This window comes from Arcticibacterium sp. SM2516 (assembly GCF_057914865.1).
This window is the reverse complement of record NZ_CP195290.1, coordinates 2,386,355-2,401,665: the sequence shown is the minus strand read 5'-3', so window position 1 is coordinate 2,401,665 and position 15,311 is coordinate 2,386,355. Positions and strand designations below refer to the sequence as shown.

The window sequence follows — 15,311 nt, the reverse complement described above, 5'->3', positions numbered from 1 at the left end:
TCTTGGTCAAATGTTTTCAGTATGTTTAGTTTTTGCATGTACTACAGCCAAATTATGGATTAGTTTCCAATTGTTTTCTTCATCCAAGACCAATGAATTATAAGACACAAAATCATTTTCGGAGCTTTCAATAATTAATTTTACAGAAGCAATGATGCCGCATTGGTCTATTTGCTCGATTTTCATCTTTCTTGGAAGGCCACCAAAATCACCACTTTTAATTTTATTCAGATAGTCTATAATAGTCACGCCGGAGGTACCCATAAATCCGTTATTGGCAACTCGGAAATCTTTATGAGGCACCTTTTCTAGAAGTGCAATGTTGCTATTTTCTCCGCCTCATACGAAGTGGTAATGGCTTGTTTATATGATCGATTTCTGTCATTTAAATGCTGTCTTTAAGAAGCGTTTCTGGATATTATTATCACCAGATTAGAGTTCATATTTTAGGGTTACTTTTTAAGACATGGAATGTATGCCAAACATATTCCCTTCGGTATCTTTCGCTAGAACCATAGCCCCGTATTCCCCAATAGATATTTTTGATTTAAAAATACTTCCACCTGCTTTAACTACTCGGGCTTCTTCTATGGCACAATCCTCACTCATGAAATAAACAATTGTACTATTGTTACCGGACGGAAAACCTTCCATTTTTACCAATGAGCCAGAAGCTCGATTTTCTGATTTCATATCCATCGGAAAAGCAAACATTTCTGAGCCATCATCAGTGGGATTGGGCAGTTCGGTTAATGTGGTCTCAAACACCTGCTCATAAAACTTTTTTGCCCTTTGCATGTCATTCACATAAATTTCGAACCAAACGACTGGATTTTGATTTTTCATAGTTTTATTTTTTGGTTATCTTATTATTTCACTGTTGAATTAGCATTTTACGAGATTAAAATGTGTTAAGAAAACAACGATTTACCCTCAAATTTCTTAAGCATAAACCCCCTTCTAGTACTTTAAAATCTCTCTCATGAGATATTATGCCGCTCTGGCTGTCGACCAATATCCAATCGTTAGTCATCATTTTTGTATTACAGATCTTATTAGAAATTACGGTATGATTAAAATTTTGCTCCATAGCTTGAACATATTTTATCCATTGAGCGTCAGTCATATTCCATAATTTTAGTATTCTAAATTAGCGAATTATTTTTCAATCTTCTTTAGCTCTTTCAGAAATGCAGTAGGAAGAAATATTTTCCACAAAGTTCTCTTCATTAAACTAATAGACATCACAAGCCGAAATGAAATTGATTCTTTTTCCTTCTTTTATAAACGCTGCAGAGCCTGTGACGACCACGCTATTCTTGTCGACAATGACAGCCTCAGTCACAAAATTAGTTTCAACAGAACTGAAGTATTGTGATGTTTTTTCGCAAGCGGATATCACATCAGGTTTTCCTTTTATTTCTGATTCACCGATGATTTTCCAAACGATATTTTTAGATAAAAAGTCAAAAGTGTCTTCGAATTTCCCATTTGAGAATAATTGAGCGATCTCTTGCTGAGATAATGCATTCTTTGTCATAGATAAATGTTAATACTTATCAATCTTCTAATTTGGTTCACGGTCGGCATAGGTAATACTCGTCACCAAACATTTTTTCACCTCCTAGAAGCTAGTGTTCTTATCAAAAATATGGAAATCTCTCATAAAGACCAATAGGCTATTTTAAGTTGCTCCAAATTTTAGTAACGTACGTCTGGATAGCCTTAAAACAGTTGCGTAGCTGTTTTTTTGAGACTTACGGTCATTAGAAGCTTGCTTATAAAGGACTGCTCTAGCTAAAAATTGCATTAGCCTATAGAGCTTGAAGGAATTCAGGTAGGGAAGCTTAGTTTTACTACAGCTTTTGAAGGTCAGAAATGTTAAGCAGGTAAGCTTCGTTTGCTTTTTGAATCTCCACTAAATTGTCATCAGATACAGGAATTTTATATTTTTTGAGCTTAGCCACCAGTTCCAAGAAACTTTCTCTCTCTACTTGAGAAAGGACTAGGGCTATCAGTTTTTGATTCTGAAAGGTATTATCAATCCTTATTTGCCCAATCACAAACTGGCTTAGTTTAGGATGATGCTTCACTTTTTCTAACTTTTTAAGAGCGGCCTTTTGGGTGTAATAATCTAGTTCCGTATAATTGGCAATGATATAATCCTGTACTGGTTTTGATTCAAAAAGTGGTTCTGGAATTTTTTCAAAAGCATTTTTGCTAAAATAGCCTTTGCTTTCGGTCATTAAATCCAAAATAGCCTCGATATTCTCTTGATAAGATTTAAAGTCTAAATGATTGATTAGAAAGTAATTATTCGTTTGACTCCTTTGGTTTATAATTTTGGTAATAAGCTCCTTGTTTAAAGCCAAACTCGTATTGTTTTTTATGGAGTCCACCACAGCACCATTTGCAATATGCCAGAGCGTATAACAAGTATAAAGTGCCCCTTCTATCACTTCTTTTTTGACCGTTTCCTTGGTGGCTCCTGAGTAGCCATCCAGTTTCGGTTGGTCAGACTTTACTACCAATTCTTCGGCAGGGATTTTAACGAAATTAAGGTCTTGGTTTTTTAAAATGCCTTGAAGCCTTTGATAGTCTTTCGGAGAAAATGGAATGTGATCTAACTTGGTTAAAGGTTCGCTGGAGAGAATCTCAAAATCCATGAATTCACCAATAAGGTTCCAATTGAAAATGAGGTTGACATCATAGCAGACCCTATCTTCACAGACAGGGGCCACAATGTTTGCTCTATATTTATCTAATAGCCCTTGTTCGTCTTTTAAAGCTATAACCTTGAAATGGCCGCCATTTTCCATGTTGACCTCAAAATCTACTCTTTCTTGATGGTCATACATCAAAAAAGAAAGACAGAAGAAGATGGAAGAAATCAGTCTCATTAATTTTGGGTTTCCATCAGTGTACCACCTTTGTTATAATCTTGAGTATCCGGAATATTTGGGTTTCCTACACCTTTTATCATCAAAGCTTCTAGTTGGTCAAAATGCTTCTGATATAAGCCTCTAGGATTCGTGTTTTCTTTTATACAAACGGATGCCGCCATACCAAGTACCTCACCCATCATGCCACCTGTTCTCATTAAACGAACCGTTCCTAAAGCCACATGCGATACGCTAATATCTCTACCAGCCATCATGAGGTTATTGATGTTTTTCGAATACAAGCATCGGAAAGGAATAGGGTAGGGGTAAATTTTGATGTGTTTCGCAATGGATTTAAAAGCGGCTCCAGGGAATAATTTTGAATTCTCAGGGTCTGGATAATGCAAATCAATGGTCCATGAGGTAGGTGCGGTGCCATCTGGATACACACGGCGTTCCGTCAAATCTTGTTCTATCAACACATAATCTCCTTTTAATCGTGCCGACTCTCGTTTACCCGCAATATAGGCTACCCAGCGGATGCTTTCATTCTGGAATTTGTCTTTGTTGACAGATTTGTTTTTAAGATAAGACCAGTTGGAATATACTGCCAACATGCCGTAATCTCTAATTTGCTCAAAGTCTAAGGTCATATCAAGACCCATTCCTGTTTCCCATTCCCAGTCACCTTTCGTAATTTCTTCAGATTTTGCTTCGTCCCATTCCATTCCCCACTTAATCTCAGGAAAAGTTACGGCATGGTCTTTCTTTTCTGAAAACCACTGCACAGACGCACCCATGGTCAGGTTGTCGCCTACTTCGGGTGCGGTAGGTTCATTATAAACTGATTTGCTTTCTCTGCCTGTCATAAATTCTGCTCCTGCCAAAAGGCCAATGGTGCCATCTCCTGTACAATCAGCAAAAAGCGGTGCTTTGAAAATTACTTTCTCACCTGTTTCAATATTGGTTGCAAATACTCTTTTGATAGTACCGTTTTCGGTTTCTACTTTATTAGCATGATGGTTTAAGAAAAGTGAAATGTTGGGCTCGTTTAAAACCGCGTTTAGTTTTTTGTCATCTTCATAGTAGTTTTTGGGTTGGGCATTTCCACCCTCATCCGGACCAATTTCATTAACCAAATTCCCTAAAGCAGGGTAGGGCTCTAGGTTTATTCTACCTCCTAAATGCACACGAACTTCTGAGCTATTATTGCCACCAAGTAGAGGTCTGTTTTGAATTAAGGCTACTTTAACTCCATTTCTTGCGGCTGATATAGCAGCACAAGTACCCGCCATTCCGCCACCCACCACTACGAAATCAAATTCTCCTGCATCTCGTGGATTGCTGTCAAACCCGAAGTAATTATTTCTGAATGTACTTAGTTTCTTTACGTCTTCAATAGGTTTGAACTGAGGGTCATTTGTGAAAATGATGGCGTCGCAGCGACCGTTGAAACCTGTTAAGTCTTTCAGTGAAAGTGTTATCTCCTGATTAGATATACTTACTTCTCCTCCATCCGTCCATGCCCAGTTGGCATGTTCATTACCATAAATTTTAGCCAAAGGTTTGCCATCAATAGCTAACTGAAACTGCCCTGCCGCATCGGCTTGTGACCATTGAGAAGACCAGTTTCTGGTGCGTACGTATACATGATATTTCCCTTTTTTGGGGAATGATATTTTGGTGGAAGCATCTGCTACGGGTATGCCCATTCCATGAGCCATAAGAAATGAAGAGCCCATGACATCCATAAACTGCTGGTCTATCACCCAACCTCCTTTATCTTGAAAGCTTTCGGTTTCAATGAATAGCGTGGTATGTTTTTGTGCGTCTGCAAAAAATGGACAGAACAGTAAAAGAAATAGTATTTTTCTCATTCTTGGGTTGAATTTTTGAGTCAATTTGGCGAAACTTTTATTGACATGTGATACAAAAATATTAAAATGTGGCATTTGATTTTCATTAAGGAAAATTGGTCAACTGTTTTTATGAAAAATGTATTTCATGGATTGGGATTATTTCTGTTTGTATGCATATCCCAAAACCACCCTTAAAATATAATCATCACAGGTGACGTAGAGTGTTTTCTCGTCATGAGACAAAACACAATTAGAGGTCTTTTTTCCTGTATAAATAGTACCTAGATGTTTTCCAGAAGGGTCAATTATCAAAACTCCATCTGGCCCAGCAAGAAAAATAATTCCTTCTTTGTTTATGTCCAAGCCGTCTGGTTGTTGCTTACTTAGACTTTCATCCACTAATTTTTTAGCATCAAAAAACAGCTTCCCTTTCATGGGAAAGCTTCCTTTTTCTAAGTCATAAACCATAAACTGTGCATTGGCCGAATTGGCCACATAGAGCTTACTTTCATCTGGTGAAAGCCCAAGGCCGTTAGGTCTACTCAAGTTTTCAACAAGGAGATCCACTGTTCCGTCTACGTTTAATCTATAAACACCAAAGAAATCTAAATCTGGCTTTATATCAGGATCCATGCCGTAAGGAGGGTCAGTAAAATAGATATTTCCTTTTTTGTCTACTATCAAATCATTTGGGCTATTTAGACGCTTCCCTCGGTAATTATCTATCAAAGTCTGAAAAACTGGAACAGGAAAGTCGTAGGAACTGGCCAGACGAGCAATTTCCCTATCGCCATCTCTACAAATAAGTAGCTGACCATTATTATCTACAGCAAGCCCATTACTGCCTGTACCTTTTTTTGAGCCTGTATAGCCAGACTTTTCTAGAAACAATTCTATGCCTTTGCTTTCTGTCCATTTATAAATGACATTTCTTGGTACGTCTGAAAACAATAAAGCTTGCTTTTCTTCTACCCAAACGGGTCCTTCTATCCAGGAGAACCCTTCGCCTAAAACTTCTGTTTTGGTATGGGCAGGTACAGTTTTATAAAAACTAGGGTCAAAAACCTTAAGCTCTCCAAAAGTCCGATAAGCCCTTAGTGAATCTAAAATTTGACTATACTGCTTTTTGATTTTTAGCTTGTCTGAGGAAAGGTTGGCAAGTTTGTTTTGCTCCAATTCATCATTTTCTATATCATAAAATCGGTCGTCATCATAAAGCTTATAGCGTTTGCCTTTTACAAATCTGGACGGCATAATGCTTTCTTTGTCCCATCCGGGTCTTGGATTATGGTCTATTAGAACCCAGTCTCTTCTGTTAGTATCTTTCTTCTTATTTAAAACTTCAGGCCAAAAACTACTGCCGTCTGTGTAGAAATCTTTTGGCATATTTCTGCCAATGACATCAAAAATGCTTGGGATGAAATCACTCGGAGCCACCATTTGCTCAGACGTTTGACTTTGAATTTTTCCTGGCCAGTTAAGAATTAAAGGTACTCTAGTGCCATTGTCAATCATTTCTCCTTTAGCTCCTTGTACGGCTTTTGCCCCTTTCATAGAAATAATACTTTGATGAGTACCATTATCTGTATAAAATACGAGCAATGTGTTGTCTCTAATGCCTAGGTCTTCTAATTGTGTTATGATTTTGCCTACCAGCTTATCGGCGTATTCCACCATGTCGCCAAAGTTTGCTTTATCTTCTAAAAGTCTTTTGCTGGCATTATCCCATGTTTTACTATCTGGCGTTATATTAAATGGGGGATGCGTGAGGGCCATAGGGTAATAAACAAAGAATGGCTGATCCACATTCTTTTCCATAAAGTCATTGATGAAATTGACGAATAGGTCTGGTCCGTATTGATTGTGCGTGTCTTGTAAAAAGCGGCCATCGCTATAAATCATAGGGTCGGCATATCGGCTTCCTTTGTCTTCTGTATGTGCGGTGTGATACATGGCGTATTCGTCAAAACCCGCGTGCTCTATGGTCATGCCTTTACCTCTTCTTAGGTCTGAGCCAGGAAATCCTGGAGGATCGTAACTCTGCAATTGCCATTTTCCTGCTATACAAGTTTTGTAGCCTTGCTCTTGCATTAGATGGCCAATCGTCTTTTCATCAGGGTCTAAAATTCCGAATGCCTGCCAATTTCTAAAATTGTATTTACCCGTCATTAAGCTCACTCTGGTGGGTGTGCACAAAGGGTAGGCATAGGCATGGTTAAAAAGTGCCCCTTCAGAAGCTATTTTGTCTAAAACCGGAGTTCTGTAAGAGGTCCCTCCATATGCTCCTAAGGCTTCTTTCCCTAGATCGTCAGCCATGATTAAGACAATGTTTGGCATTTTATCAACGGTGGGCTCCTGTGCAAAACCTAAAAAGGATGAGCAGCTCAGAAGGGAAATGAAAATCAAGCTGCAAAAGGTGCCAGCTTTGTTAATGCAATTCATTAGTTTCTTTTTCATAGGGTTTTAGTTTCTTTCAATGGGTACAAAGGCTCTTGTTTGTTAAATATAAAATATTACAGCTATAGCTCTAAGTTAAACACGCTCAAAGGTCGTTTAAATGAATTTGAGTTGATCAATCTTGCATCGGGCCTAGAAATGGCTACTTTTCATTCCTAAGTTTAGCATTTTCAGTTGCAACCCTTTCCAATTGCTTACTGCTTAATCCTTGTCTGTAAAATACATCAGGTTTATGATTTAAGCGGTGCTCTTTCATCTGCTCATCATGTAAATCTTGACTCAAATCACAATCGAATCTTACTAAGACAGCATGGAGGTTTTCTTTACCACCTTGGTTTATAAAGTGAGCCATACCCCAAGTAATGCCACGTCCATCTTTGGTGTCTGTAAAAGCATCTGGAATATAGGGTGCTGCTGCATAGGGCATGAGTTCGGTAATGGCAGCTATGTTAAAGTTTACCCCGTCTTTAGCGTATTGAATGGTATTATGTTCGTTACCATCTTTATAAACCAATGCTGCAATACCTTCTTTGAAAGGAAACAAAGATGTTTCATGACCGGAGGTAATTACTGGATTTAAAGCGTTTTTGGTAAATGGTCCTAAGGGATTATCTGATGTGGCTAAACCCTGCATTCTTACCCAATTCGGGTTTCTGTCAAAATCAGATTTATAATACAGATATATTTTGCCATTATGCACTAACGGGTAGGGGTCGTGTATGGAGAAATGGTCCCATTCATTTTCAGCACCGTTAGGTATTACTATTTTATTATATGCAGTCCATGGTCCATCTGGGGAGTCGGCATAAGAAACAGCCACTGGGCAGTCGTCTCCTCGTTTTCCGCTGGCTTCCATAAATCCTTGATAATATAAATAATACTTTCCTTTCCATTCCAAAATGTCTGGTGTGGTTACAGAACGCCATCCTACCAGTGGTTTTTCTGGTCTTTTTACGGCAACTCCCTCTTCTTTCCATGTAAAGCCATCTGTGGATGTGGCGTACCAAATTTCTGCCAAATCCCAGTCAGAAGAAGGAATGATATCACTTGATTTTTCGGCACCTTGAGGTGGTACGAGTGTGCTTCTGTGTGTATACCAAACATAGTATTTACCGTTGGCAAAAATCACTTTGGAAGGATCTCTGCGAGTAATGGTTCCGTCTTCATTGTGGTAATCAAGGCCTTTAATTTCGGTGTATTTGAATTGACTAAAGAGTTCGTTGTCTTCTGGTTTTGGTGCGGGATAATTGTCGTAAATACGCTCCATGGCAGCACTCATTTCTCTGTTGGGCTTTTCTTTAGGTAGTATGTACGGAAACCCACCTTGGCCTAGTGCTTTAGTTATTTTGAAAGTCATTATTACACTTCCTATCATGAAGACGAGTGCTATTCTTTTCATCTTTATTCGTCAATAGAATTATAAAATAATCCGGTTTAGTTTTTTAAAATAAGGGGTCAATCTCGTTCTAAAATTGACCCCTTATTTCTTATTTCAAATCCACTTTAATGGTGGTAGCATGCGAAAGTGGCAAATTGACTGGTTTTGTAATGATTAAACCTTCAGCGGTTTGCTTCCATTTTACTTTGCTTTTTACGCCTAGAATCTCCACAGCGGTAATTTTTCTATCTAAAAGTGAAGAGCCTTTGGCCAAAGACACAATTTTGATGTCGGATTTTGGCTGTGCCAAACAGAACACATATATGCTGTTTTCTTTTGAAGTAAATCGAAAGTCATCTTGTGTAAAAGGAATATTGTTGACATCACTGATTCCTTCATGAAGGCCTTTTGCTGCTTTTTTCGTCATTGCAGGCCCCTCACCAAATACTTTCCAAGGGCGTGAGCCATAGATTCCTTCACCGTTGATATTGGTCCATTCTGCTATTTCTTCTAAAATATTTAAAACGTCTGGCTCCAAATCTCCTTCTGGAGTTTGAACTACATTCAGCAGTAGATTTCCGTTTTTACTTACAATGTCAACTAACATTTGCACCACGTCTTTGCCTGACTTATAGGCTTGCCCAGTTTTATAAAACCAATCACCTATTGAAGTGTCGGTTTGCCATGGATAGGGGCTAATGCCTTCGGCTTTTCCTCTTTCAATGTCTTTTACCCACATTGGGTTGGGGTCACCATGTTTGCAGTTATACACAGCTTCAAGTTTTCCGTTGTTATGGGCTATGTTTCCATTGTAAAAATTGGCTAACATTTTCCTTCCTATTTGCCCAAAAGGTAATTCGCTATCAGAATACAGTAAATCAGGGTGATACATGTCTACTACTTCATTAATGCTCGCAAGCCAATTTTGTTGATTTGCAAGATTGTTTGTCAACCAATCTTTGTCCGTAGAGTCTGTCTTTGGGTGATACAAATCTTGGAATTCTGGATTGGCTCCATCGTATGGTACACCGGCATAAGGGCCGTCTCTATCAACTCCATGACTTGGCTGATACCAAGTATAACTGGCTCCTAAGTGTTCTGAAATGCCAAAACGCAAGCCTTCTTTTTTTGCTGCGGCCTGAAATAAACCTACTATGTCTTTTTTAGGACCCATTTCTACGGAATTCCATCGATGTATTTTAGAATCCCAAAGAAAGAAGTTGTCGTGGTGGGTTCCCATACTCACAAAGTATTTTGCACCCACTCTTTTGTATAATTTCATTAACGCTTCAGGGTCGAAGCGTTCTGCTTTCCAAAGCGGAATGATATCTTTAAAACCAAATTCTGAAGGGTGACCGTATCGTTTTTGGTGCAATGAATAGACTCTTTCAGGAGTGTCTATATAAGTATCTTTCTTTCTATTATGAATTCTGTTTTGATACATTTTTCTGGCATACCAGTCGCCTTCTCGTGGTACAGCCTGTGGTCCCCAGTGTGCCCAAATACCAAATTTGGCGTCTTTAAACCATTCAGGGAACTGGTAGTTTTTTTCAAAGGACTCTAGTGTAGGTTCAAATTTCTCTTGAGCCATTAATGAACTCACTAATGTGAGACAAAATGCCAATGAGATTAATTTATTTTTCATTTTTAAGGTTGGGTATTAATAAATTCAGTTAAAATTCTTTGACCAAATCAATGTCCTTCGCCACATCTTCGGTTATTTTTTTCCAGTCCATGAGGTTAGTTCGGGCCATCATTTGTGGTTTGTAATTAGAGGAGCTTAGCTCAGCATATAGGTTCCAATATGCTAATGCCTCTGTAGCTTCTTTTATGGCTTTAGTTTTGTTTTCTTCTGTTTTTTGAATGGCATATACAGCCAAATTTGTAGCGGATTTTATCTTTTCAGCATAATATTTCCCTAAAAGTGCCATGGAGGATAAATCATCTAAAAGCACTTTCTCTTCTGTTGTTTTGGCCTTAAGTTTAAGAAAAGCTACACTTTTTAAGGTAGCATCAGCCCAGTTGTGTAAATCAGCTGCAACTGAAAAAGGAGTCTTGCCAATGTTTTTTTCGCTTTGGGCGTATTCCATTGGGCTTTGGATGTTTTGCCCAAGCATGGTAGGATTATTCATAAAGTCTATAACCGTCCTAAACGATGCGGTATCGGCTTTTCCTAATCCAGATTCAGCACTAAACATAAAGTCCCAATCTCGCCAATGAAACACGTTTACCAATGGTATTATTTTAGAAGCGGTTTTCCATGTTTCATACAGTTCAGTTGATGGTAGATTAGCATGTCTTTTGGCTATTTTACTTTTAAAAAAGGTATCGCTTAGTTCGTTATCATAACCTAGCCTTCCCCAAAGCATGAAATTGTACCAATGCTTATTGATTTCAAGTTCTCCACTCAGTTCTTCATGCTTGCTAATAAACTCTTTGCCCCAAACATATCCATCGGAGCCGACATAATAACCGGTTGTATTCTCAGGTGGAAAGTTTTTAATGAATTGTCTCACGTACTCTGGGTTTCCCCACCTAAAGACAAAAATGTCATCGTTTCGTAAATTCCACCAAGACTTTAGACCGTACTTCTTCATTTGCTCCACATGCTCGTCTGCAAATGGAATGTCTGGAGATGAAAAAAGTCGTGCTTTGGCATATTTGAAACTGACATCGAAATTATCGGGATATTGGTCCCAATATTTCATAATCAAATCCATATTGGAATTCCATACGCGATGAATAAAATTCACTTTCCGCTCTGGTTGCGTTTTTTTAGCATCCAAAATGCCTTCACCATAAGTTTCCCAAAGCCAGCGTTCACGGTTCCAGCCCAAGGTGTCTTGATTCATGTGTTCACCAGCAGTTACGCCTATTCCTTTAAGTAAAGGATAGGTTAGTAAAAACTCTTTTACTGCGTCTCTCTGATAATCAATACCCGCTTGGTTATTTATTTGATGGCTAATACCATGTTTACCTAGTGGCTCGTCCCAGAGTTTGATATTATAAGTTCTGTAAAAAGGCTTTACTGCTTTGGCTACACTGTTTGGGCAAATATTCCAAGTGATAAAATAGACATCAATTCCTCGGTCATTCGCGTATTGCATGAGTTTTTGCCAAAAGGCAATCTTATCATCAATGCTTATTTTTTTGACCAGTTTTAAATTTTCTAAAACATTACTGCTGACGAGTTGCGGCTCAGCCCATTCATTTTCAATACCAATTGGTTTTAAGGTGGTTACAAAGACATCGTCCAGGGCTACATCAGGATATTTTTCTGATTTAATCATTGAAGGAAATGGGTGCGGATTCCAAAATGTAATCACGTTGTAGCGGTTGATAGCCATTTTGTCGAGGTATTCAGACCAAAAATTCCAATTCCACATTTCAAGAATGTTATTTTGAGCCGCATCACCCGTATCGTCATAACTTGGAGTTCGGGCGTCTAAAGGAATATTGAATTTTACGCCACGTTGTTTTTGGAAAGGTTTTCCCTCAGCTGGACTTAGTTTTTGATAAAGCTCTAATTGCTCAGCAGCTTCTAGTCCGCCATATAGAAGTCCACGAGCGTCACCACCAAATATCTTTACATTTTTGTTATCGACAGCGATTTTGTAAGCTTGCTCTGTTAGGTTTTCACTGTCCAAAATATATTCAAATTGATATCCCAATGACTTATTGTAAATACCTATTTGACTATTCGCAAAAGCCACTTGTGGTAGGTCATTTTGAGCTATGCTAGCAAATGTGGTAAAGAGCAGCAGACCAATGATGTACTTTTTTACGCTATTTTTAGATTCGTTTATTTTCATTCTTGTCTTGTTTATACTTAACGCTTTATAGTTTGAGTGCAGATGTAATAAGGGAGTCATTTAGTTCGACCGCTGATGCGAACCCATTCCCTGATCAAAGTAGACATCGGGCTTATGCCAAACGCCAGTATTCTTAAAAAATGGATCATTATCATCAAGACTTAAATCACAATCAAATCTTGCTATAATGGAGTGTTGTTTGCCCGGTTCCCCTGCGTTTATGAAATGACATAAGCCCCATGTGACTCCTCGCCCATCCTTTGTATTGGTGAAAGCATCAGGAGTAAAAGGGGCAGCTGCTGTAGGTGTAAGTGACAGAACTGATGCGATTTTAAAGTTTACGCCATCTTCGGAGTATTGCATGGTTTCTCTTTCATTGCCATCTTTTATGGCAAGTGCAGCAACGCCGCCTTTGAACGGGAAATAGGTGGTCTCATGACCCGAAGTTAAAACAGGGTTTAAGGGATGCTTTATAAATGGTCCCAGAGGATTGTCAGCTGTAACCAAACCATGTGCAACGGCATATTTGTCTCGAATTTTAGGCCATTTATTATATGCTGCTTTATAGTACATGTAAATCTTGTCGTTGTAAACGATAGGTTGAGGATCATGTGTGGCATCTTGATCCCATTCCCCTTTTTTTCCGAACGGAATTATTTCGTCTCCGCCATGAATCCAGGGGCCATCTGGTGAGTCGGCATAAGAAACAGAAACTGGACACCAATCACCTTTGAGGCCGCTTGGTTCATTAAATGCTTGGTAATAGAGATAATATTTGCCTTTCCAAACTAATATATCTGGTGTTGCAACGGATCTCCATCCTGATTTTGGTTTGGCTGGTCGAGGAATAGCCATTCCTTTTTCTTCCCAAGTGATGCCATCTACACTTGTTGCATACCAAATCTCACATAAATCCCAATCGGTAGATGGTATTTCATCGGTGGCCTCGTTAACGCTATTTACGCCTATTGGAGGTACTTTAGTGTCTCTTTTGGTGTAATAGATATAATACTTACCATCCACTAATATTGGTCTAGAAGGATCTCGTCTGGAAATAGTACCATCGCCATTATGATAATCTAGACCCTTCAGTTTGGTGTACTTAAATTGTGAAAATAATTCATTGTCATGTACTCGTGTGGCCGGATAATCAAACATCCGCTCGGTGGCAGCACTCATAGCGAATGTTGGCTTTTCTTCAGGCATTTTGTGAGGAAAAACTTGTTGTATTTCAGTCGTTGTATTTTCTTCAGTGGTACAAGCAAATTGTGCCAATAAGAAAATATATAAAACTAGTTTTGGTGTCAATTTCATAAGTTCAGGGTGTTGAAGATTAGGTTTTTACTTTAGGATTATGAAAGGTTGAATTCACTTCTTTTTTTTAATAAAAATCCCAAAAGCTGTATTGTTCACCTTCTCTAATGGTCTTATAATCACCGAGTTTTTTTGCTTCTGTTTGCATCTCGTTTTGTAGCGTTTTAACTAAGCTTAGATTTTCTTCCATAAATTCGAGGTTGTTAACTTCCCAGGGGTCGTTCTTGATATTGTACAATTGTGTTACGCGTGATCCTCGTACTACTTCGCCGTTTTCCTTGTCCAAGTGTTTCGCATTTACATATTCTATTAATTTGTAGTCCCCTTTGCGATAGGCTCTTTGAAACTGTTTGTAAGCAAAGTATTGGTGCTCTCTATTTTCTTGTTTGGGGTTGTTAATTATGGGCAAAAGGCTTTTGCCTGAAACAGAATTTGGAGTGCTTATTTTTAGTAAATCACAGATGCTTGGGTAGATGTCAAAGTTATAAGCCAGGGCATCTGTTTTTATTCCTTTTTGCTTAATTGCACCACCTGAAAATATCAATGGAATGTGAATTCCGTCTTCGTTATAGAGGTTTTGTTTTCCCATCAATCCGTGGTTTCCTACGGCCAATCCGCTGTCTCCTGCGAAAACAATAATCGTGTTTTCGTACTTCCCTGACGCTTTTAATGCGGTAACTACCCTAGCTATTTGGTCGTCTAGATGCGTGATAATGGCATAATAGTCAGCGAGTTGTTGCTTCGCGATAGCTTCGGTTCTTGGCCATGCGGCAAGAGCTTCGTCTCTGAGTGTCATGTCACCATTATCGAAAGGATGAACGGATAGATAAGAGGGCGTTAGCTGCATTTTATCTATAGGATATAGGTCTCTGTATTTTTGAGGTGCCTGTCTTGGGTCATGCGGTGCGTGGAAAGCTAGGTACATGAAGAAAGGCTCTTTCTTGTTATATTCTTTCAAAAACTTAGCGGCTTCCGTCCCAAACACTTCGGAAGTATGTGGTCCTTCATCTTCATTAGCAATTGGTCCTTTTTTCATGGCCTTGTCAAAAGGCCCTTTCGTAATGTTTTTCGATTTGTCATACTTGAGCAAAAAAGCATTTTCGGGTTCTAGTTGCGAAGGGTCTCCATCAAACTCCCACAGTGGCATTCTGAAATGATCAACCAGATAAAGTCCTATTCCCATTATTTTAGAACCACTGTTAAATGAGCGAACCAAGGATTCTTTGTCTTGATGCCATTTGCCTATGATGTGCGAATAGTATCCTTCCTTTCTTAAGGTTTCTCCTAATGTTTTATGCTCTTCGGGAATTGAAAATCCTTGTCCCTGAAGTTCAAATAAATTTCTACCTGTATGTAACATGGCACGGCTGGGTGCACAGGTCGCTCCGTGAAAAGCACCCATGAGGTAGGCATTTGAAAACGAAACACCATTTTCTACAAGCTCATCCAAAGCAGGTGTTTTAACATCTTGTCCTCCAAGTGCATGAACACCTGTATAGCGGTGGTCGTCGGTATAAATTACAATGACATTTGGCTTTTGAGTGTAAGCACTTAATGAAATGCCCAATAGAACGATGAATTGTAATAAGTTTAATGTTTTTTTCATGGC

Annotated in this window: 11 protein-coding genes; all 11 read right to left on the bottom strand. The window is 38.7% G+C overall.

Going from position 1 to position 15,311, the window contains the following annotated elements; all coding sequences use genetic code 11:
* Positions 1 to 6 precede the first annotated feature (6 nt).
* A complete protein-coding gene (locus ACSBFT_RS09940; RefSeq protein WP_489604491.1) occupies positions 7 to 303 on the bottom strand; it encodes a hypothetical protein in 297 nt (98 codons plus the stop codon).
* Positions 304 to 459: 156 nt separating this feature from the next.
* Positions 460 to 846: a VOC family protein gene (locus ACSBFT_RS09935; protein WP_489604490.1), complete on the bottom strand. Its 387-nt coding sequence runs from the start codon at positions 844 to 846 to the stop codon at positions 460 to 462.
* 388 nt (positions 847 to 1,234) lie between these two features.
* Positions 1,235 to 1,540 carry a hypothetical protein gene (locus ACSBFT_RS09930; RefSeq protein ID WP_489604489.1) on the bottom strand — a complete coding sequence of 102 codons (306 nt, stop codon included), beginning with the start codon at positions 1,538 to 1,540 and terminating at the stop codon, positions 1,235 to 1,237.
* Between the two features lie 316 nt (positions 1,541 to 1,856).
* Positions 1,857 to 2,900, bottom strand: coding sequence for a hypothetical protein (locus tag ACSBFT_RS09925; RefSeq protein ID WP_489604488.1), 1,044 nt, complete (start codon positions 2,898 to 2,900; stop codon positions 1,857 to 1,859).
* Positions 2,900 to 4,759, bottom strand: coding sequence for an FAD-dependent oxidoreductase (locus ACSBFT_RS09920; RefSeq protein ID WP_489604487.1), 1,860 nt, complete (start codon positions 4,757 to 4,759; stop codon positions 2,900 to 2,902). The genes ACSBFT_RS09925 and ACSBFT_RS09920 overlap by 1 nt, the downstream gene beginning before the upstream one ends.
* A gap of 138 nt (positions 4,760 to 4,897) precedes the next feature.
* Positions 4,898 to 7,198: a sulfatase-like hydrolase/transferase gene (locus ACSBFT_RS09915; RefSeq protein WP_489604486.1), complete on the bottom strand. Its 2,301-nt coding sequence runs from the start codon at positions 7,196 to 7,198 to the stop codon at positions 4,898 to 4,900.
* A 142-nt stretch (positions 7,199 to 7,340) separates the two neighbouring features.
* Positions 7,341 to 8,597 carry a glycoside hydrolase family 117 protein gene (locus ACSBFT_RS09910; RefSeq protein WP_489604485.1) on the bottom strand — a complete coding sequence of 419 codons (1,257 nt, stop codon included), beginning with the start codon at positions 8,595 to 8,597 and terminating at the stop codon, positions 7,341 to 7,343.
* A gap of 88 nt (positions 8,598 to 8,685) precedes the next feature.
* Positions 8,686 to 10,221 (bottom strand): alpha-L-fucosidase, encoded by a 1,536-nt coding sequence (locus ACSBFT_RS09905; RefSeq protein WP_489604484.1) that lies wholly within the window; start codon positions 10,219 to 10,221, stop codon positions 8,686 to 8,688.
* Between the two features lie 28 nt (positions 10,222 to 10,249).
* Positions 10,250 to 12,388 (bottom strand): hypothetical protein, encoded by a 2,139-nt coding sequence (locus ACSBFT_RS09900; protein ID WP_489604483.1) that lies wholly within the window; start codon positions 12,386 to 12,388, stop codon positions 10,250 to 10,252.
* Positions 12,389 to 12,448: 60 nt separating this feature from the next.
* Positions 12,449 to 13,702: a glycoside hydrolase family 117 protein gene (locus tag ACSBFT_RS09895; protein WP_489604482.1), complete on the bottom strand. Its 1,254-nt coding sequence runs from the start codon at positions 13,700 to 13,702 to the stop codon at positions 12,449 to 12,451.
* A 67-nt stretch (positions 13,703 to 13,769) separates the two neighbouring features.
* A complete protein-coding gene (locus ACSBFT_RS09890) occupies positions 13,770 to 15,308 on the bottom strand; it encodes a sulfatase family protein (RefSeq protein WP_489604481.1) in 1,539 nt (512 codons plus the stop codon).
* Between the last annotated feature and the right edge of the window lie 3 nt (positions 15,309 to 15,311).